Annotated in this window: 19 protein-coding genes; 10 read left to right on the top strand and 9 right to left on the bottom strand. The window is 59.5% G+C overall.

What is annotated here, in order from left to right; genetic code table 11:
• Nucleotides 1-43 precede the first annotated feature (43 nt).
• Nucleotides 44-934, top strand: a complete 891-nt coding sequence (locus tag ACJ8KE_RS01975) for a LysR substrate-binding domain-containing protein (RefSeq protein ID WP_442517073.1) — start codon at nucleotides 44-46, stop codon at nucleotides 932-934.
• On the opposite strand, the gene ACJ8KE_RS01970 is transcribed toward ACJ8KE_RS01975, so the two are convergent.
• The 7 genes from ACJ8KE_RS01970 to ACJ8KE_RS01940 all read right to left on the bottom strand — a co-directional run bounded on the left by ACJ8KE_RS01970 (nucleotide 931) and on the right by ACJ8KE_RS01940 (nucleotide 7,349).
• Nucleotides 931-1,659, bottom strand: a complete 729-nt coding sequence (locus tag ACJ8KE_RS01970) for a PA1136 family autoinducer-binding transcriptional regulator (protein WP_117286664.1) — start codon at nucleotides 1,657-1,659, stop codon at nucleotides 931-933. The genes ACJ8KE_RS01975 and ACJ8KE_RS01970 overlap by 4 nt on opposite strands.
• A complete protein-coding gene (gene hchA / locus ACJ8KE_RS01965; RefSeq protein WP_442517072.1) occupies nucleotides 1,656-2,531 on the bottom strand; it encodes a glyoxalase III HchA in 876 nt (291 codons plus the stop codon). The genes ACJ8KE_RS01970 and hchA overlap by 4 nt, the downstream gene beginning before the upstream one ends.
• Nucleotides 2,532-2,633: 102 nt before the next feature.
• On the bottom strand, nucleotides 2,634-3,401 hold the full coding sequence (locus ACJ8KE_RS01960; RefSeq protein WP_079449926.1) for an ABC transporter ATP-binding protein: 768 nt from the start codon (nucleotides 3,399-3,401) through the stop codon (nucleotides 2,634-2,636).
• Nucleotides 3,388-4,398: a FecCD family ABC transporter permease gene (locus tag ACJ8KE_RS01955; protein WP_016927068.1), complete on the bottom strand. Its 1,011-nt coding sequence runs from the start codon at nucleotides 4,396-4,398 to the stop codon at nucleotides 3,388-3,390. Before ACJ8KE_RS01955 ends, ACJ8KE_RS01960 begins: the two co-directional genes overlap by 14 nt.
• Nucleotides 4,399-4,440: 42 nt before the next feature.
• On the bottom strand, nucleotides 4,441-5,517 hold the full coding sequence (locus ACJ8KE_RS01950) for an ABC transporter substrate-binding protein (RefSeq protein ID WP_233504950.1): 1,077 nt from the start codon (nucleotides 5,515-5,517) through the stop codon (nucleotides 4,441-4,443).
• 46 nt (nucleotides 5,518-5,563) lie between these two features.
• A complete protein-coding gene (locus ACJ8KE_RS01945; protein ID WP_442517071.1) occupies nucleotides 5,564-5,926 on the bottom strand; it encodes a hypothetical protein in 363 nt (120 codons plus the stop codon).
• 52 nt (nucleotides 5,927-5,978) lie between these two features.
• Complete coding sequence (locus tag ACJ8KE_RS01940) at nucleotides 5,979-7,349, bottom strand: MFS transporter (protein WP_079449929.1); 1,371 nt, start codon at nucleotides 7,347-7,349, stop codon at nucleotides 5,979-5,981.
• A 334-nt stretch (nucleotides 7,350-7,683) separates the two neighbouring features.
• Here ACJ8KE_RS01940 and amiA point away from each other — a divergent pair, with 334 nt between their 5' ends.
• Together amiA and ACJ8KE_RS01930 are read left to right on the top strand one after the other, a co-directional pair.
• Nucleotides 7,684-8,526 (top strand): N-acetylmuramoyl-L-alanine amidase AmiA, encoded by an 843-nt coding sequence (gene amiA / locus ACJ8KE_RS01935; protein WP_442517070.1) that lies wholly within the window; start codon nucleotides 7,684-7,686, stop codon nucleotides 8,524-8,526.
• 54 nt (nucleotides 8,527-8,580) lie between these two features.
• Complete coding sequence (locus tag ACJ8KE_RS01930) at nucleotides 8,581-9,633, top strand: porin (protein ID WP_016927063.1); 1,053 nt, start codon at nucleotides 8,581-8,583, stop codon at nucleotides 9,631-9,633.
• Nucleotides 9,634-9,753: 120 nt separating this feature from the next.
• Here the strand turns inward: ACJ8KE_RS01930 and ACJ8KE_RS01925 are convergent, their stop codons facing one another.
• Both ACJ8KE_RS01925 and ACJ8KE_RS01920 read right to left on the bottom strand, forming a co-directional pair.
• Nucleotides 9,754-10,698 (bottom strand): NAD-dependent epimerase/dehydratase family protein, encoded by a 945-nt coding sequence (locus ACJ8KE_RS01925; protein ID WP_234212967.1) that lies wholly within the window; start codon nucleotides 10,696-10,698, stop codon nucleotides 9,754-9,756.
• A gap of 67 nt (nucleotides 10,699-10,765) precedes the next feature.
• Nucleotides 10,766-11,596, bottom strand: coding sequence for an alpha/beta fold hydrolase (locus ACJ8KE_RS01920; RefSeq protein ID WP_025303474.1), 831 nt, complete (start codon nucleotides 11,594-11,596; stop codon nucleotides 10,766-10,768).
• Nucleotides 11,597-11,816: 220 nt separating this feature from the next.
• Here ACJ8KE_RS01920 and ACJ8KE_RS01915 point away from each other — a divergent pair, with 220 nt between their 5' ends.
• The 7 genes from ACJ8KE_RS01915 to ACJ8KE_RS01885 all read left to right on the top strand — a co-directional run bounded on the left by ACJ8KE_RS01915 (nucleotide 11,817) and on the right by ACJ8KE_RS01885 (nucleotide 19,957).
• The gene (locus ACJ8KE_RS01915; protein WP_284065276.1) at nucleotides 11,817-13,220 is read left to right on the top strand and encodes a coniferyl aldehyde dehydrogenase; all 1,404 of its coding nucleotides are present in this window, start codon (nucleotides 11,817-11,819) and stop codon (nucleotides 13,218-13,220) included.
• A 259-nt stretch (nucleotides 13,221-13,479) separates the two neighbouring features.
• Nucleotides 13,480-15,675, top strand: a complete 2,196-nt coding sequence (gene katG / locus ACJ8KE_RS01910; RefSeq protein ID WP_016927059.1) for a catalase/peroxidase HPI — start codon at nucleotides 13,480-13,482, stop codon at nucleotides 15,673-15,675.
• A gap of 190 nt (nucleotides 15,676-15,865) precedes the next feature.
• Nucleotides 15,866-16,447: a hypothetical protein gene (locus ACJ8KE_RS01905; protein ID WP_016927058.1), complete on the top strand. Its 582-nt coding sequence runs from the start codon at nucleotides 15,866-15,868 to the stop codon at nucleotides 16,445-16,447.
• On the top strand, nucleotides 16,444-16,893 hold the full coding sequence (locus ACJ8KE_RS01900; RefSeq protein ID WP_016927057.1) for a hypothetical protein: 450 nt from the start codon (nucleotides 16,444-16,446) through the stop codon (nucleotides 16,891-16,893). Before ACJ8KE_RS01905 ends, ACJ8KE_RS01900 begins: the two co-directional genes overlap by 4 nt.
• Nucleotides 16,886-17,245 (top strand): DUF805 domain-containing protein, encoded by a 360-nt coding sequence (locus ACJ8KE_RS01895; protein ID WP_071525925.1) that lies wholly within the window; start codon nucleotides 16,886-16,888, stop codon nucleotides 17,243-17,245. Before ACJ8KE_RS01900 ends, ACJ8KE_RS01895 begins: the two co-directional genes overlap by 8 nt.
• A gap of 584 nt (nucleotides 17,246-17,829) precedes the next feature.
• A complete protein-coding gene (locus tag ACJ8KE_RS01890) occupies nucleotides 17,830-18,627 on the top strand; it encodes a VOC family protein (RefSeq protein WP_162835078.1) in 798 nt (265 codons plus the stop codon).
• 40 nt (nucleotides 18,628-18,667) lie between these two features.
• Complete coding sequence (locus ACJ8KE_RS01885; RefSeq protein WP_306376872.1) at nucleotides 18,668-19,957, top strand: alginate export family protein; 1,290 nt, start codon at nucleotides 18,668-18,670, stop codon at nucleotides 19,955-19,957.
• The last annotated feature ends 147 nt before the right edge of the window (nucleotides 19,958-20,104 follow it).

The following is a 20,104-nucleotide window of genomic DNA, read 5'->3' as shown; positions in this document are numbered from 1 at the left end:
GACAAACTCATAGTTTTCAGCCTTGGATGAGAATAATTCAGCCATGAGAAAAACCCGTTTGCCGCCGCTGGGCGCGCTGCGCGCTTTCCACGCCGTGGCCGGCTGCCGCAGCTTTAAACATGCCGCCGAGGAGCTGGGCGTCAGCGCGACGGCAGTCAGCCACCAGATCAAGCTGCTGGAGTCGGTGCTGGAATGCCGGGTGTGCGAGCGCAGCGCGCAGGGCGTCAGCCTGACCGAGACCGGCGAGATCCTGTATGCCGGCACCCAGCGCGCCTTTGCCGCGCTGGCGCAGTCCGTCGCCCAAATCACCCGCGCCCGGCAGCCGCCGGCGCTGACCGTCACCACCACCTCCAACTTTCTCACCCACTGGCTGGTGCCTCGCCTGGCGGATTTCAAGGCGGAGTTTCCCGCCATCGATCTGCGCCTGCACACCAGCGTCGAGCGCGTCGATCTCAGCCAGCGCACCGTGGACGTCGCCATCCGCTACCGCGAAATGCCGGAAAGCGATCTGCACTGCACCCTGCTGCATGAGGATCGTTTTATCGTGGTGGCTAGCCCGGCGCTGGCGCTGGCGCACATCGAGGATTTACAGCGGGTGACGCTGTTTCACGTGGAGCATCGGCAGGTGCCCGCCGACTCGCCGACCTGGGAGAACTGGCGACGGCGCTACGGGCCGGAAGGATTGAACGTGGAAGCCGGGCTGACCTTCAGTGACGAAACCCATGCGCTGCAGGCGGCGGTGGCGGGCCAGGGGGTGGTGATCGCCAGCCGGCTGCTGGCGCGCGATTTGTTGCAGCGCGGCGTGCTGGCCGCGCCGTTCGAGATGTCGTTGCCCGGCGCCAACTACTATCTGATGACCACCGAGGAGACCGCACAGCGTCCCGATATCATGGCGCTGCGCGCGTGGCTGCTGCGGCAAATGGCGGCGGGCTAACGGCTCTCGGGGGCGATTTCGCCCAGGCGGATCGCTACGCTGATCGCCTGCGCGGTGGTGGCGGCGCCGAGACGCTGGCGAATGCGGCGCAGGTGGTTTTCCACCGTGCGTTCAGACAGGCCGAGCATCGCGGCGATATCCGCCTGCCGCCGGCCGATGGCGGTCCAGCTCAGCACCTCGCGCTCGCGCGCCGACAGGCGGCCTTCTTCTTTGCCGGCTGCCGGTTCGAACAGCCGCCGCGCCGCCAGAAAGGCCGCCGAGCCCACGAGCGACAGCGCCAACCGCACCGGCGGCGAGGCGTCGATGCGCTCGCCTCCCAGGCTGACGGCGCCCTCCAGGCCTGCGGGGCCGAACACCGGGATCTGCACGCCGTGCAGGCCCGCGCCGCGCGGCGTGCGCACAATCCTGTAGCGCTCGCCTTGGCGCGCCCGGGTCTTGGTCCAGAAGAACGGCTCGGTAGCCCGCAGCATGTGCCGCGTCACCGGGCAGTGCCGCACGTAGGTCAGCGCATCGACCGCCTCCCCCTCACCGAACCAGTCGCCCTCGACCCAATAGATATGCTCGATCCCCGCCTCCGCCGCGGCGGAAGCGGAATACAGCACAAAGCGATCGAAACCGAACGGCGCGGCGAAGGCGCGAACCCGTTCCTGAATGGCGGACAGGGTTCGCTCGTGGTCCATCGCCAACGCCGTCTGGAAAGCGCGCTGCGCGATCTCATCGCTCATCGCGCGGCGACGTCGGCCAGCAGCGTCTCCGCCGCCAGTTTGCCGAGGTTGTTGGAAGCCAGCGGGCTGTCGCCGGTCAGCAGGCGCCGATCTTTATGCACCTTGCCGGTGATGTCGGCATTGACGATCTTCACGCCCAGCTCACGCAGGCGTTCGCCCACCAGCCAGGGCATCGGGCCGGGGATATAGCCGATGTCGATGTTGGCGCCGGTATCGAGAGCATCCGGGAACACGCACATCTCATAGCCGCGATAGAGGAAATCGTCTTTGCTCTCGCCGATGCCCGCCGCCAGCAAACCGGCCGGCCCGTGACACAGCGAAATCACGTAGCGATCGTGGTCATGTGCCCAGTGCAAGGTCTTTTTCACCTCTTCGCTGAACGGGATGTCGTTGAGCACGCCGTGGCCGCCGGGGATGAAAACGCCGAGATAGTTGCCGCCATCCAGATCCTTCACCACTTCCGCCAGCTTTTTCGGCTGCTTGAGTTGGCTGCGGTACTTCTCGTAGGTGGCCTTGACCGCTGGGTCTTCATGCGGGAACGCCCACATCTCCAGCTTCACCGGATCGCCGGACGGCGTGGCGATGTCGATCTCGAAACCGGCCAGATCCAGGTGATACATCGGCAGCAGCATCTCGACCGGATGGTTGCCGGTGGAGAAGAACTTGCCGTTTTGCATCAGCAGGTAGCGCTCCTGCGAGGCGATCATCAGCACCTTCCACTTGCCGCCGCGATAGGCGTTCGGGTAGCTGGCGCCCGTGAAGTCGGTTTTGGACGAGGTGTACTGGCTGAGGGAGTAAGGTGATGGGAAGAACGCGTTGTCTTCCGCCACATCCGGGGTGGGATTACGATCGTTGGACACTGAATCAGTCATGATTATCTCCATATTCACCGTTGCATTTCTCTTTCAGCTTAAATAACCGCCAGCGGGGCCGCAATGAGGGATATCCCTCAATCACCCTCGCGCTGGCGGCGCTCAAGCATGATGCCGTAGCGCGACAATGAACGTTTCTTCGCTGACGCCGGCATATTCGTACCGGCACTTTCTCACCGGTACCTGGAAGTAGCGCTCCAGGATATCCTCTTGCAGCAAGGCGTTTTTATCGCCAAACATGCACTGTCGCTTATTTATCAGCAGGCACTTGTCGGAGATGCGATCGGCATAATGCAGAAAATGCGTATTCAGCACGATCGTCATCTGCCGCTCTTTGGCGAGGCGCCAGAGCATCTCGATCATTTTAGCCTGATTGTAAAAATCCAGGTTCGATTCCGGTTCGTCGAGGATCATGACGTCGGGATCCGCCGCCAGCGCCTTGGCGAAATAACACATCTGCAGTTCCCCGCCGCTGATCTGGTTGATATTTTTCTGCGCCAGCGGCGCGATCTCCAGCGCATGCAACACCGCCTGCGCCTTGGCGACATCTTGCCGCCGCGGCCTGGCGAACCACCCCGCCTGGCGGGCACAGCCGAAAGTGACAAAATCGAGTACCCCATAAGCGAAATGCGGCGTTTTCGCCTGCGGCACATAGGCCAACCGGGCGGGCCGATTGTCGACCAGGCCGATCTTGCACCCGCCAGACAGGGGCCGGCACAGGCCCGCGATGTGTCTCAGCAACGTGGTTTTACCGGCGCCGTTCGGCCCGAGCACGCTGAGGATCTCGCCCCGCGCCAGATGAAAACTGACGTTGTCGAGAAGGGGTTCTCGCCCCTTGAAACCCAGGGTCAGCTGGTTAACTGTGATCATGTTTGCTGCTCGTAATAAAAAGGAGAGCGAAAAGCGGCGCGCCGATCAGCGCGGTCAGGATGCCGATCGGGATTTCAGCATAGGTGGCCCCTCTGGCGATATTGTCGATCACCAGCAAAAACAGCGCCCCGCTCAGCGCCGAAGCGGGGATCAGGCGGCCGTGGTTATACCCCAACACGCTTCTCACCAAATGCGGGATCACCAAGCCGACCCACCCCACCACGCCGGCCAAGCTCACCGAGGCGGAAACCAGCAGAGAGGCGGCGATCAGCAACAGGATCTTCAGCCGAGGCGGATTCAGGCCGGCGATGCGCGCCTCGTCGTCCCCAAGAGAGAGAATGTTCATATTCCACCTGAGCCGGTAGATAGTCAGGTAACACGCCGCAAACAGCGGGATCAGCCAATAAACCTGCGCTTTCGCTACCGAAGCGAAACTGCCCATCAGCCAGAAGACGATCGCCGGCAAGGTATCCTGCGGATCGGCGACATATTTTATGACCGAGACAAACGCGATAAACAGCGACGCGATAATCATGCCGGACAAAATCGTGGTGAGTGCATCCTGCCGGCGTTTGAGGCGGCAGATGCCCAGCACCAGCAGCAAGCTCACCACGCCGAAAAGAAACGACAGCAGGGAACTCAGGGCAAAAGGCAAACTCAACAAAATGCCCAGCGCAGCGCCAAAAGCGGAGGCGGAAGAGGTGCCCAGCACGTCCGGGCTGGCCAGCGCGTTTTTCAGCACCGCCTGAAAGGTCGCGCCGGCAACCGCCAACCCGCCGCCCACCAGCATCACCGCCACCACCCGCGGCGCGCGCAGGTTAAAAATCACCGAATAGCGGGCCTGGTTTTCCCCCGGCATGTTCCCCCGCCATAAAATCTGCACCACGTCATGGGCCGACAAGGCATAGCGGCCGGCAAACAGTGATGCGAAGGCGACCACACAAAGCGAAATAAACAATCCCGCCATGATCGCCACATATTTTCCTCTGCCCGGCATCCCCAAGCTCCTCCAACGAACTCACGCTATTCAACCGTGGCACTAGCGCTGTGCCAGCACCTCATCCAGCAACCGGTCCGGGATCGCATAAGAGAACATCGTCTGATAATAGCGGCGCGTCTCCTGCCGCAGCGTTTTGTCGCTAATGTCTTCAGGGGCATACCGGTTGATCATAAACAGCGGCAGCAGTGACGTTTCCGCCGACAGGCCCCCCCAGTTGTGAATGCCCACCGGCGTCGAGAAAACCTTGCCGTTTTTCACCGCCCTGAGCGTCTCCCACGCCTGGCCGGGGATCCCCCCGTGCAGCAGCGCTTTGGCGCTGCCGAACACCACGAAAATCACATCAGGATCCCAGGCCATGATTTGCTCCATCGAAACGTTGATGTACCTGCCGGCATCCCCTTTCACCGGCAAATCCCCGGCGACGTTGTCCATGCCGGCCATTTTCAGATAGGTGTCGCCGTAGGTGTGCGGGCCGCTCACCTTCAGCTGCCTGCCGTCGCTTTCTTCCAGATATAACGCCCTGACGTGCTGCGCGCGGATGGCGGCGGCATAGGGGCGGATCTGCTTCAGGGTCTTTTCCCAGGCGTCTTTGAATTTATGCGTACGCGGCAGGCCGAGGGTGTCGGCGAAGGTATTTTCCCAATACACCTGGGTGACCATCGGCTGGTATTTGGTCTTCCCGCCGGCGTCCAGATCGACCGTCATCACGCCCGCCCTTTCCAGCCGATCGTCCTGGCTTTTGCCGTAGTAATAAATGATGTCGGGCCGCAGATTCATTAACGACTCCATGTTGACCCGATAGTCTTTATTGATGAAATCGGACGTGATCCTGCCGATATCCGGCTTCATGTCCTTCAACACATGCCTATCGGCATGCATGAACGCCCAGGGCCCCACGCCGACGACGTGCCGATAGGCCGCCTCGTTCGCCAGGATCACGCCGAAGGGGCAGTTGCCGGTGATGACGATCCGCGGGTAGCTGCCGGGCAGCGTTTGCGTCGCCGCGCTTTGCAACGGCTCGGCCGCCGCCGGCAGACTGGCGCCGGCGCAAGGCACCGTCGGCAAGGCAAATAGGGCCAGCAGCGCGGTGGCGATAAATTTCACTGTTACGCACATGGTGCCTCCTGCGCGCACGCTCGGCGGCGCGCGTCGATGGGCTGTATTAGGCCGACGCGGCGATGCCTGCTGCCATAATGGTTATCCCGGCCACAAAGACGATTGCCGTGGTGGCTACCGCGCCGCCGCCAACCAACGCGGCGGTTTTTTCCGTGGAAAGGTCTTTTCGTTGCAGGAAAGAAAGCTCTGCCAGGGGAATGATTTTTCCGCTGTCGGCGACGATGTCTTTAGGTTCCACCTTCGCCACCTTCAGCTCGCCGCCGCTGCCGTCCTTCAGGCCATATTTCAACTGGTCGCCGACATAGACCGGCGGCTGCAGCAGGTAATACGGGCTATTGAGCCCCGCCTCTTTTTGTTGCAACGCCACGTCGTGGTAGGTCGTGCAACCGGCAAGGGAAAACGCCGCCATCCCGATAACCAACGGCACTAATGGGATAAATCGCATGGGAAACCTCGTGCTTCTATTTGCTGGTTTTTAACGTAACGGCGGACTTGAAGCGCATATAGCTCACGACCAGAGAAAGGAACGAGAATGCCGCCCCCGCCATTAAACTGATATTCGTCGCTTGCGCGCCGCGCATATTGCAGAAAATCGCCACTAACGCCGAACCGACGATTTGCCCGATCAACCGGGAGCTGCCCAACAGGCCGCTGGCGATGCTGCTGTTTTCGTGCGAGACCGAGGTCATGATCAGCAGGTTGTTCGGTGATTGAAACAGGCCGAAACCGATGCCGCACAGCGCCACGCGCCATACGATCGCCCCATTCGACGGATCGCTCGGCAAATTGGCCATCAGCAGCATGCCGGCCAACAAGCAGGCGAGGCCTGACAGGGCGACGAGATTGGGATCGTATTTCTTGGCCAAATCGCCGGAAATTAGCGAAGACGCCATGGTGGCCAGCGGCCAGGCGGTCAGCAGCAGACCGATGTCCACCACGTTTCTTTGCAGGACATTGTGGAAATAGAAAGGCAGCGATACAAAAGCCAAAAGCTGGGTGCTGTAAGACAGCATCGACATCAGCAAAGACAATGACAGCGTCGGGTTATGCAGCATCGCGATCGGGATCAGCGCGGCGTTGGCCTTTCTTTTCTGATTGATGTACAGCCACCCGGCCAGCCCGGCGAATACCGCAAAGCTGAGCGCCGCCGCCGGCAGATGGTGGGTGGTCATGCTCATCGTGCTGAGCGAGAAAGCGATAAACAGCACAAACACCAACAGAGCCCCCCCGCTGTCGAATCCAACGCTGCGCCGCTCGCGGGGGGCCAGGAAGATCAGGCTCAGCAGCAGCGACAGGCAGGCGATGGGAACATTGATGGTAAACAGCCAGTTCCAGCTCGTCTGAGAAAGTATCGCCGAGGCGATGGACGGCCCGGCGGCGGCGGAAACCGACACCACCATCACATTGATCCCCAGGCCGCGCCCCAGCAGCCTTTCCGGGTATATCTCCTTGATCAGCGCCGCATTGACGCTGAGCACCGCCGCCGCACCGAAGCCCTGTATCACCCTGAATGCCGTCAGCATCGACAGCGTCGTGGACAGCGCGCAGCCCAAGGATGAAAAAGCGAACAGCACCACCCCGGCTATAAAGATCTTTTTATTGCCCACCGCGCGGCCCAGCGCCGCGAAGGGCATCAAAGAGGCGACAACGGCAAACTGGTAGGCATTAATAATCATGATGGAGGCCGATTCGGAAACGCCGAAATCTTTGGCGATCACCGGCAATGCCACGTTGGCGATGGTACTGTCGAGCATGGCGATGACCGTGCTTAACGAGACCGCGAGAACGGCGAATATATTTAGTGTCTCTTTTTCCTGGTGTTTAAAAGTCATGTTAACGCTCCAAAAACGTGAGTAGCTTCATGCCGGCGGCAAAGACCCCGCTTTTTATCCGTTTTAATATTTACGTTATAACATATCAATTAAAGAGGAGAATAAATCTCATTTGAAATATTAGATTAAATAGTGTGTCAAAATAAGAATTAACAAATGCAAAACAAATTTATATCAATATAAACATTCAATAAACAAAATAAATGCAGTATAAAAAACCAGTGAATTTAAGGAATGACATTAAAAGTAACAGCCGCTAACAGACAACCCCGCCGGCGCGTGAAATTGTTATGTTATAACAAAAACACCCTTTCCTTTTATGCTGGTTAACCTTATGGCTAAGACGGACCTTTTGAACACCCGGTTATCTCGCCGCAGAATGATGTTGGCAGGGTTGGCGGCCCTGGCGCTGAACGGCGCCGTTTCCCCGCTGGCTCACGCCCACGGCCTGCCACGTCCCAAAAAGCAGAACGGCCCTCAGGGGGCGCGAAAAAGATTCCTGGTCATGTTGGATCCCGGTCATGGCGGCATCGACTCCGGCGCCATTGGCCACACCGGTTCGCGGGAAAAACATGTCGTTCTGGAGATCGCCAGAAATGTGCGTGCACAGCTTGATCGACACGGCATCGATGCCCGCCTGACGCGCGACAGCGACGTTTTTATTCCGCTGTACGATCGGGTGGAGATCGCGCACCGGCATGGCGCCGATCTTTTCATGTCCATCCACGCCGACGGCTTTACCTGCCCCAGTGCCTGCGGCGCGTCGGTTTTTGCGCTTTCCAATAAAGGCGCCAGCAGCGCGATGGCGAAATACTTATCGAACAGTGAAAACGCGGCGGACGATCTCGCCGGCCCCAACGTCATCAAGAAAGATCGCTATTTGCAGAAGATACTGTTTGATTTGGAGCAGACGGAAACAATCAAAGAGAGCCTGGCGCTGGGCTCGCACCTGATTCAGCATATTGCGCCCATCCATCATTTGCATGCCAAAAATACCGAACAGGCGGCCTTCGTGGTCTTAAAGTCCCCGTATATTCCTTCCGTCTTGGTGGAAACCTCTTTCATCACCAACCCTGAGGAAGAAAGGCTGCTCGGCACCCCCGCCTTCCGAAATAAAATTGCCACGGCGATCGCTCAGGGGATCGTCAGTTACTTTAAACGCGAAACGCACGCTTAAGCTTCGCCGGGGCGGCAAGCACACGGGTTTGCCGCGCACAGGGACGGTGCCATCATGATAAAACGCAATCCTCGTTATTTTTCGGCGGGCATGCTGTTCCCGCTGCTGGCCCTGTTGCCGCGCGGCGCCTTCGCCGTGTCGTTGATGGGATCGCAGCAAAACAGCCTGAATTTCTACGGCACGATTATCGCCAGACGCTACAGCGGCCAAAACGAACGCGACGACGGCGACCGCAGCTACCTCTATTTCGGCCTGATAGGCAAAAAAAAGATCGCGCCGCGCTGGCAGGCTTACGCCCACTGGGAATATACCGTCAGCTTCGCCGACGCGAGCCGAAACAGCACCCGGCTCGCCTATATCGGCGTGCAAAACGCCACCCTGGGCAGCCTCGATATCGGCCGCAACTGGGGCGTGCTTTATGATGTGACCGCCCTGACCGATCGCTCCCCGCTGTTTAGGGAAATAGCGTACAACTACATCGATAACTTTATGCGCGGCCGGGCGCATAACCTGCTCACTTACCGCCAAACTTTCAGCCTGTTTCAGCGGCGCGCCGCCCTCGCGTTGCAATATCAATTCAAAGACGGCGACGATCGGCAAGCGACGGGTAAACAAAACGGCAACGGTTTCGGCGCCTCCTTTCGTTATGCGTTGACGCCGACGCTCAGCCTCATCGCCGCCGCCTCGGCGTCTCAAACCACGCAGCGGCAGCAACACGCCGCCGGCTATCGCCGACGCATCGATACGCTGGCCGAAGGGGTTCTCTATGCGTCGAAAAAAATCTATCTTGCGGCCGTGTTCACCCAAAGCGACAACGCCATCAGCCCACAACAAACCGCTAACCGCGGCTCGGCGTCAAGTTATGAAGCGCTCGTCAAATACCGGCTGACGGACCATATTCAGCCCAACATCGGCTATACCCGTTTAATACAGGCCCGGGCAGGCCGCAACACCGACTTATTGAACTACGAGGAGCTGGGGGTGACCTGGTTGCTCAACAGCAACATGCAGGTGTTTATTAACTATGAATTCAATAACCTTTCGCAGCACGCGGCCGGCGTCGATGCGTCGGACAAGCTCGATATGGGCATCAGCTATCACTGGTGATCCGCTTTCGCGCAGCCAATAAAAAGCCCCGCCCGGTGAGGGGCGAGGCTCGCTTAATGGCTCGAGTGGGCCGGCAGCCCAGCGTAGCGCGCTATGGCTAGCCCTGGCGCGGTGAGTATCTTAACGCCGCGCTTGCGCGTTCTTCCACTCCCGCCAAATCGTTTCCAGCCCGGCGCGATACGTCGTGACGGCGAAGTCGGGAAAACGCTGTTTGAACTTGGTCGAGTCGAACAGGTTATCGTGCTCGTAGCGCGGCAGCAGCTCGCGCATCTCTCGCGCCCCGGATGAAAACAGCCCTGCGGCGATCAACGCCCATTTGCCGATAACGGAATATGAAATGTCCTTCCCAAACACCTCGCAGGCCAACGCGGCGAACTGCGCATAGGTGAGCCGCTCGTCGCAGCACGGGAGATGCCACGTCTGGCCGAACGCGTCGGGCGTATTGCCGAGCCGGGCTAACCCGCGGCTGGCGTCGGGCGTCCAAATCAGCGTGCGCAGCCTGTCATCGCGAACCGGCACGCGCGGTTTTTCCCCCGCTTTCAACCTGTCGACGATCAACGCATTGGTGAAGCTCTGCGTTTTCCCCGGCCCATAAAACTCGGGCGCACGGCCGATCAGCACGGGGATCTGCTTGCGCTTCATCTCGTCGAGCACCTTCTCGGTCATCAGAGCGCGCACCCGTCCCTTGCGCCCCCGAGGCGCGAACGGCGTCGATTCCGTCTGCGTCTCGCCGTTCTGCGGATACATATAGGTATTGTCGAAATAGACAAAGGGCACGCCCGCGGTACGGCTGGCGTCCAGCGCATTCTGCAGCATGGTCGGAAATTGTCGCTCCCACAGCGCCGAATCCGGCGGCAAGCCGGCGGCGAAATACACCACCTCGCTGCCCTTCACCGCCGCCAGGGTCTGCTGCGCGTCGAGCAGGTCGGCCGCAACCAGCGTATCGCTGTCGTTGATCTTCTTCGGGTGGCGGCTGACCAATCTTAAATCATCGGTGTGCGCGCGCTTCAGTTCACGCGCCAGCTCTTGGGCGATCTGGCCACTGGCGCCCAGGATCGTTTGCATTGGCGTTCCTCATCGCAATGAAAAAAGCTCCACCCACTCAGGGCGGAGCAAAGGTGCTTTTTCGCGCTTAGCTGTTCACGAACGCCAACAGATCGGCGTTGACCTGATCGGCATGGGTGGTCGGGATGCCGTGCGGCGCGCCCTTATAGGTATGGAGCGTGCCGTTTTGCACCAGCTTGGCCGAGAGCACACCGGAATCCTGATAAGGCACCACCTGATCGTCGTCGCCGTGGATCACCAGCACCGGAATGGCGATCTTCTTGAGATCTTCGGTGAAATCGGTCTGCGAGAAGGCGACGATGCCGTCATAGTGCGCCTTGGCGCCGCCCATCATGCCCTGGCGCCACCAGTTCCAGATAATCGCCTCCGACGGCTTGGCGCCCGGGCGGTTATAGCCGTAGAACGGGCCGGCCGGCACGTCGTAATAGAACTGCGCCCGGTTGGCGGCCAGCTGCGCCTGGAAATCATCGAATACCGATTTTGGGGTGCCCTGCGGATTGGCGTCGGTTTTTACCATCAGCGGCGGCACCGCGCTGATCAACACCGCTTTGGACACCTTGTCCTCGCCGTGGCGCACGATATAGCGCACCACCTCGCCGCCGCCGGTCGAGTGGCCCACGTGCATGGCGCCCTGTACGCCGAGGTGTTTTACCACCGCGGCGACGTCATCGGCATAGTGATCCATGTCGTGCCCTTCCCATACCTGGCTGGAGCGGCCGTGGCCGCGGCGATCGTGCGCAACCACGCGGAATCCTTTGTTCACGAAGAACAGCATCTGGGCATCCCAGTCATCGCTCGACAGCGGCCAGCCGTGGTGGAAATAGATAACCTTGCCGTTTTTGGGGCCCCAATCCTTGTAGAAAATCTCGACGCCATCGCTGGTCGTTACATAACCCATGTCGTTTCTCCCATTTACACTCTGGTTAAAAAAGAAGGTTTATACTGCGCACGGCGCCGGGATCTCTGGCTCCCTCATCCCGGTTGGCCGACGATCTTGCGTTGATCGTTTAACGAGTATAGGTTTAAAGTTCACTTTAAGGTCAAACCCAATTCGGCAAACCGCATTCCCGCTTTCACTCGGCATCAGGAGAATTCAAGTGCAGGGAGATGACATCCTCATGACGATGGAGCCGCGGCTTGCCGCCCAGCGCCACGCCTTCCTGCGCGACGGCGCGCCGACGATGCAACAGCGCAAGGCCGCCCTGCGCCGCTTGCGGAGCGCCATTCTGGCCCAGCGCGCCGCGCTGGCGGCGGCCGTCAGCGCGGACTTCGGCCACCGTTCGCCTTACGAAACCGACATTCTGGAGATTCTGGTCACCGTGCAGGCGATCGATTACCTGCTGCGCAACCTGAAACGCTTCATGCAGCCGGAGCGCCGCCACGTCGCCCTGCCGTATCAGGCCGCGCGCGCCTATGTGCAATATCAGCCCAAGGGCGTGATTGGCGTCATGGCGCCGTGGAACTACCCTTTATCGTTGACCTTCATCCCGCTGGCCACCGCCCTGGCCGCCGGCAACCGCGTGATGCTGAAACCTTCGGAGCTCACGCCGCATACCAGCCAGCTCATCGAAACGATGCTGGCGGCGCGGTTTCCCGCCGATGAGGTCGCCGTCGTGACCGGCGGGCCGGACGTCGGGGCCAGATTCAGCGAGCTGGCGTTCGACCATCTGGTGTTCACCGGCAGCACGGCGATCGGCCGTCAGGTCATGCAGGCGGCCGGCAAACATCTGGTGCCGTTAACGCTCGAACTGGGCGGCAAAAGCCCCGCCGTCATGGCGCGCGGCGCGGTTAACGCCAGAAACGTCCAGAGCGTGGCGTTCGGCAAGCTGTCGAACGCGGGCCAAACCTGCATCGCGCCCGATTACCTGCTGATCCATCAGGACGATCTGGCAAGCTTCATGGCGCTCTACGACGCGGCGGTCAAAACCTTTTATCCCGACGGGCCAACCGGCGACGACTACGGCGCCATCATCAACGACAGGCACTACCACCGCTTGCACGATCTGCTCGCCGATGCCCAGGCGCGAGGCGCGCAAATCATTCCGGTCGGCCATCGCCCGGACTCGGCGTCTGAACGGCCGAAAACCCTGGCCCCCACGCTGGTCGTCGGCGCCCCCGACGACAGCCGGATCATGCAAGAAGAGATCTTCGGGCCGCTGCTGCCGGTGCGCACCTACGCCGCCTTTGATGAAACGATCGACATTATCAACGCCGGGCCGCGCCCGCTGGCGCTGTACTACTTTGGCCCGGCAGACGCGCAGCAGGATCGGCTGCTGGCGCGCACCGCCTCCGGCAACGTCAGCATCAACGCCACCCTGCTGCACTTCGCTCAGGACGACCTGCCGTTCGGCGGCATCGGCCCCAGCGGCATGGGAGCCTGTCACGGCATAGAGGGATTTCGGGCGCTGAGCCACGCCAAGGGCGTTTTCATCCAGAGCCGCTGGCGCTTTACCGACCTGCTGCGCGCGCCGTTCGGCAAGCTGGCGGACGCGGTGCTCGCGTTCATGCTGCGGCGCCGATAACGCGGCGTGTTGACTATCAATAGCACACCCATAAATCGCCGCAAGCTATCACAATATTCACTCATTCCTATTTTATCTCTCCGCCGCCGCTGACTAAGCTTAGCCATGAGTCACCCTTTGCCCGTTGGCGGCGAGGATGACGTAAATCGATTGAGTTCAGTTATTTAGCGCAATACCCGACGCAAGCCTTACCCGCATGCCTTGTTAACCGCTCCACGCCCGGCGGCTGGAGCATCTTTACGGAAGCAGAGAGCGCATTATGACAACTGAAAGCAAATGCCCGTTTTCGGGCGGCAAGCAGCCCGCACCGCAGAACGGCCCCACCAATCAGGATTGGTGGCCTAATCAGCTCAGCCTGAAACCGCTGCATCAGCATTCCCCCCTGTCCGATCCGATGGATAAAGACTTCAACTACGCCGATGCCTTCAACAGCCTCGATCTGGCGGCGGTCAAACAGGATCTGCACGCCCTGATGACCGACTCGCAGGAATGGTGGCCGGCGGACTTCGGCCACTACGGCGGCCTATTCATCCGCATGGCCTGGCACAGCGCCGGCACCTACCGCATCGGCGACGGCCGCGGCGGCGCGGGCGAAGGCCAGCAGCGCTTCGCCCCGCTCAACAGCTGGCCGGACAACGTCAGCCTCGACAAGGCGCGCCGCTTGCTGTGGCCAATCAAGCAGAAATACGGCCGCAACATCTCCTGGGCCGATCTGCTGATCCTGACCGGCAACGTGGCGCTGGAATCGATGGGCTTCAAAACCTTCGGCTACGCCGGTGGCCGCGCCGACACCTGGGAGCCGGACGACGTCTACTGGGGTTCTGAGAAGATCTGGCTGGAACTGAGCGGCGGGCCGAACAGCCGTTACTCGGGCGACCGCGATCTGGAAAACCCGCTGGCGGCGGTGCAGATGGGCCTGATCTATGTTAACCCGGAAGGCCCGGACGGCAATCCCGATCCGGTAGCCGCCGCGCGCGACATCCGTGAAACTTTCGCCCGCATGGCGATGAACGACGAAGAAACCGTGGCGCTGATCGCCGGCGGCCACACCTTCGGCAAGACCCACGGCGCCGGCCCGGCGTCTCACGTCGGCGCCGATCCGGAAGCGGCCGGGCTGGAAGCGCAGGGCCTCGGCTGGCACAGCACCTTCGGCACCGGCGTCGGCAAAGACGCCATCACCAGCGGCCTGGAGGTCACCTGGACCACCACCCCGACCCAGTGGAACCACGACTTCTTCCGCCACCTGTTCGAATACGAATGGGAGCTGAGCCAAAGCCCGGCCGGCGCGCACCAGTGGGTGGCGAAAGACATCGGTGAAACCATTCCCGACGCCTTCGATCCGAACAAGAAGCGCCGCCCGACCATGCTGACCACCGATCTGTCGCTGCGTTTCGATCCGGCCTACGAGAAGATTTCGCGCCGCTTCTATGAACACCCGGAGGAACTGGCCGACGCCTTCGCCCGCGCCTGGTTCAAGCTGACCCACCGCGACATGGGGCCACGCGCGCGCTACCTCGGCCCGGAAGTGCCGCAGGAAGAGCTGATTTGGCAGGATCCGATCCCGGCCGTCGATCATCCGCTGATCGACGAGCAGGACATCGCCGCGCTGAAAAACGCCGTGCTGGCTTCCGGCCTGTCGGTGTCCGCGCTGGTCTCCACCGCCTGGGCTTCGGCTTCCAGCTTCCGCGGTTCAGACAAACGCGGCGGCGCCAACGGCGCGCGCATTCGCCTGGCGCCGCAAAAGGACTGGGCGGTCAACCAACCTGCGCAGCTCGCCGCGACGCTGGCCAAGCTGGAGAGCATCCAACGCGCCTTCAACGACGCGCAGACCGGCGGCAAGCGCATCTCGCTGGCGGATCTGATCGTGCTGGCCGGCGCGGCGGGCGTGGAACAGGCGGCGAAGAACGCCGGTTTCGCCCTGACGGTGCCGTTCGCGCCGGGCCGCATGGACGCTTCGCAGGAACAGACCGACGTGGACTCCTTCGAGGCGATGGAGCCGCTCGCCGACGGTTTCCGCAACTTCCTGAAGGGCAAATACCGCGTGCCGGCCGAAACGCTGCTGGTCGACAAGGCGCAGCTGTTGACCCTGACCGCGCCGGAAATGACGGTGCTGGTCGGCGGGCTGCGCGTGCTCGGCGCCAACGTCGGCGGCACGCAGCACGGCGTGTTCACCCAGCGGCCGCAGGCGCTGACCAACGACTTCTTCGTCAACCTGCTCGACATGGGCACCACCTGGCACCCGGTCGGTGAAGACGGCCTGTTCGAAGGCCGCGATCGCCGCAGCGGCGCGGTCAAGTGGACCGGCACCCGCGTCGATCTGGTGTTCGGTTCGCACGCGCAGCTGCGCGCGTTGGCCGAGGTCTACGGCAGCGCCGACGCGCAGGAGAAGTTCGCCCACGACTTCGTCGCCGCCTGGAACAAAGTGATGAACCTCGATCGCTTCGATCTGGCGTAACTTAGCGACAGCACAAAGCCCGCCACGGTAAGTCGGCGGGCTTTTTTATTTGAGGGTAAAAAAACCGACGACACAACACATAAAAATGACTAACTGATTGATAAAATTTATAACCCCATGATAGTTTAGGCGATTAAATGCATACAAAGACAATTTAAAAATATTAAAAATCAATTAAATAGGAGTAATCATGGACGATATTAATGTTTACGGAGAAACAGGAATATTTATCATTAAAGAACAAATTTTCAGCAAAAATGGACTCCCGTCCATAGGACACTTCTCTCCTTCTGCTGTACAAATCCAGCGCTACGTCTACCAATTGCGTAAGGAACAAGAGGTTTTTTGGGAGGGGCGAAAGATCGACTATACACAGCTCGGCATTTGGGAAAAATTTAAGATACTGATGGGCAACGACTTGGTCAGTAGAGACAAACAAGGGGGCAGCACGCTCTATTCACTGGAGTTCGCCGGATTTGAAACAAGAGTAACGCCTCTGGATGGAGCAAAAGCACCCCTTCCCGACTTTTTAGGGAAATCCTATAAGATTAACGTACCCACACCTTACATTTATGGCCAAGATCCTATCCCAGAGATGAAGCTCTATGGCAGGAAAGACGTCTCATTCATTATGAGCAACGGTGGACAATCAGCCCCTACTGCAATGGCAAAATACAACAAGACGACCAAGAATCTGATAATGATTCGTACTGAACTAGAAATGAAAAATTTGATGTTATCCTTGAGCAGCGCCAAGGAGCTAAAAAAATGAAGAAAACGATGCTGTTCATTAGTCTGATAGTCATTTATGGTTTTATTGGTTATTTTCTGCACCTCCCAATGGCAAAGCTCTACTTTGCCGGGAAAGCATTGTTTGTTTCTGACGTTGCAGCAACGGTCGTTACCCAGTTCAAGACTGCCGGGATTTTCATTTTGTGCGGTGTCATCATCCTGACGCAGATCGTACTGACAAAAAAATCAAAATCCCTTGGACGATATGCCGTTATCTATAGCACTTGGGTGGGTATCCACTTCGTCTACCTTCTCTTCATCTTGATACTTAAGAGCAAGTTCCTGGAACCTCTCAACAAAATCCCGATGGATGCAATTGCTCTTGAACAGTTTAACCTTGCTGGCCCAGCGCTTATTTCTCTGGTTTTAACCTGTTCGTCGCTATGGCTCGTCAACAAGTCAGGACAATCAGAACGCAATGTCTAAACAACCGAGAATCCTGAATAGTCTACTCAACTGTTACAAAAAGACCTTCACCTACTCAGGCCGCGAAAGCCGTGGGCCTTATTCAATGCTGCTTTTGTGCCAGCACGTTTGGTTTCTGCTTTATCTCGCCGTTATCGCCAGCAAGATGAATGAGATTTCCATTTTCGCGCTTGCGGCGTTTTTGCTGCCTTTGCTAGCGGCCAATGTGCGCCGTTTGCATGATGCGGGTTACTCCGGTGGTTGGTGCCTGACCTGGTTCTGCTTCACACCCTATGTAATGCTGATCTTCGCGCTGTTCCTTCCTGCTAAGAACATCAATAACCCTTACGACGATCGCCCAAACCTGGCGTAAGCCTCCTCAACGGCCTGCTTCGGCGAGCCCTGTCAGGCGCTGCGATATTCTCTTTTCCCGCTTATTCGCATTTACTCAACAAGTCATATAAAAATTTGATGGGCGGCAATTCTTTTAATGCTGTATTTATATTTAGAGGGCAATGAAGAACGTAACTTCAGCGCGCTAATACGATATATCCCATCAAGGAGAACACCGTTATGGATTATCCTCGACTCACCTCAACACGCGGCGAGGCGGGCCTAATGACCATCGCCATTCCTTAGCGGCAGCGGGTTTGGCCGGCAAAGGCGCCCTATCGTTTTACGCCATAAAAATAGATGATCTGCACCTGCGCGATATTCGTTCAGGCGTCTGACGTTCGCCCTTCGTTAATGTTTCACGGCGCACGTTGCGTTTTTAGCTTTTATTTTTCAGCCGACGGGAAAGCTCATAGGAAATGACGTTTCACTCAGGAAAATAACCGCTACCTGGAGGTCAACATGCAACATACTATCGGTATTTCTTCTCGTCGGCTGAGGATATCGGCCCTTGCGCTGCTGCTCCCTGCCGTATCATGGGCGGCCGATACGGCGTCTCTTGCCGTGGGGCCGCAATATGACACCACCCATGTCTACGTCGAACGCGGCAAAATGGACGCCTTTGTCGACAGCATCCTGAAAACCTTCGGCGGCACCAGTACCGAACGCGTGCTGGTCAACGTCACGCCCACCCCCAGCGAAACTTACTCCCAGCTGATACTGACGCCGGCCGGCAGCTTCTCGGTGTTCGATTTCAAAACGCCGATCCCGTACCCGTTCGGCGCCGAGCGCAACGGTTTTCTGGTCAGGGATATGGACGCCGCCATCCGGCAGGCCAGGGCCGCCGGCGCCGATGTGCTGGTCGAACCCTTCGACGATCCGATTGGGCGCGACGCAGTGATCCAGTGGCCCGGCGGCGTCAACATGCAGCTCTATTGGCACACCAAAGCGCCCAACTACAAACCGCTGCTGAGCCTGCCGGAAAACCGCCTGTACCTCTCCGCTTACCGCATCGATGACTTCCTGAAAAGCTATCAGACGTTCTCGCACGGCAACGTGGTGAGCGACGAACAGGTCAGCGATGCGGCGATCGGCCGCAACGATAACGGCAAAATCCGCCAGATCGAACTGGACTCGCGCTTTGGCAAAACGCGCATTTTCGTCACCGATGGGCATCTGCCTTATCCGTTCGGCCATGAGCGCACCGGCTATGGCGTCGAGGATTTGCAGGCCACGCTGGCCAAAGCGACGGCCACTGGCGCGCAGGTGCTGTGGCGTTCGACGGCGGCGGAACGCCGCGCCTCGGCGCTGGTGCGTTTCCCCGGCGGCTACATCGCCGAAATTCACCAGACGGCTAAATAAACCCAAGGCGCGCTGCGGCGCGCTTTTTCTTCGGATATTCATGATGAAACGCACGCTACCCGCACTGTTGCTGTTTTCCACGCTCCCCGCGCTGGCGGCGGAGCCCGCCGCTTCCCCCTGGAAAAACATCCCGTTGGGCGATGCGGCCACCTTATCTTTCGACGGTTCACTGCGCGAGCGCTATGAATGGACGGATCAACGGGATCTGAATGGCGGACGCGACGACACTTTCATGCAGCGCTTGCTGGTTGGCGCGCGCCTCGACTACGGCGACTATTTCGGCGCCTATGTGCAAGTGGGATCGTCGCTGGCCACGCCGCGCGATCGCGGGCGCAAGCCGACCGACGAAGATCATGCCTACCTCGGCCAGGGCTATGTGGATATGAAACTGCCCACTGCCTACGGCCTCGGCACCCTGCGGGTCGGCCGCCAGGAGATTGCGCTGGGCTCGCTGCACCTGCTGGGCACCCGCGACGGCCCCAACGTGCGCCGTTCCTTCGATGCTATCCGCGCCAGCTGGGTCAAGGATAAAAACCGCCTCGACGCCTTTATCGGCCATCCTGTCACCCTTAAAACCGGCAGTTTCGACGACGATACCGACAACAGCCAAAAGATGTGGGGGCTGTACGGCACCACGCCGCTGACGCCGCTGGCGTCCTCGCTCGATCTCTACACCTTTGGCTTTGAGGATAACGATGCCCACTACGCGCAGCTCAGCGGGCAAGAGCGGCGCTATACCGTCGGCGCGCGCATTTTCGGCGCGGCGCAGGGGTTCGACTGGGATAATGAAGCCGCCTGGCAGTTCGGCAGCGCAGAGCAGCGTGATATCCGCGCCTGGTCGGCGTCGGCGCACGCCGGCTATACGGTGAGCGACTGGCGCTGGCAGCCGCGCTTTGGCGGCAAGATTGGCATCGCCAGCGGCGATAAAAACGGTCACGATGGGCAGCTTAACACCTTTAACGCCATGTACCCCAAGCTGCCCTACCTGACCGAGAACGGGCTGGTGGCGCCGGCTAACCTGATCGCCATCCATCCTTCGGTCACGATTACGCCGTGGCAAACCCTGGCCATCGACTTCAGCTGGGACGCCTTATGGCGGCAACGCCGCGAGGACGCCTTCTACCTCGGGCCAATGCGCCCGGTGAAAGGCAGCGAACAGGGCTCGCGCTTTATCGGCAACCAGTACCAGGTCGAAACCACCTGGACGCCGAGAAGCGATCTCCAATTCAAGGTGGCCTACGTCTACTTCGACGTCAGCAACAGCCTGCAGCAACATGCCGGGCTGAAAAACATGAACTTCGTGCTGGCGCAGGGCACCTACAGTTTTTAAGTATCAGGTAAGTTAATCGGTGTACGTGGGCACCCTTAATAATCCCGTACTCAATTAATGACGTTCGCCGGCGAGTAGCCGCCCATATGCATTGCGGCAATGGCGGCTACTCGCCGCCATTCACAGATAAAAGCCAAATAAAAGCAA

Origin of the sequence: Serratia sp. CY56464, from assembly GCF_052168435.1 — a bacterium.
Taxonomy (GTDB): domain Bacteria; phylum Pseudomonadota; class Gammaproteobacteria; order Enterobacterales; family Enterobacteriaceae; genus Serratia; species Serratia marcescens.
The sequence above is the reverse complement of the archived record's forward strand: the minus strand, read 5'-3'. Positions and strand labels throughout refer to the sequence as shown.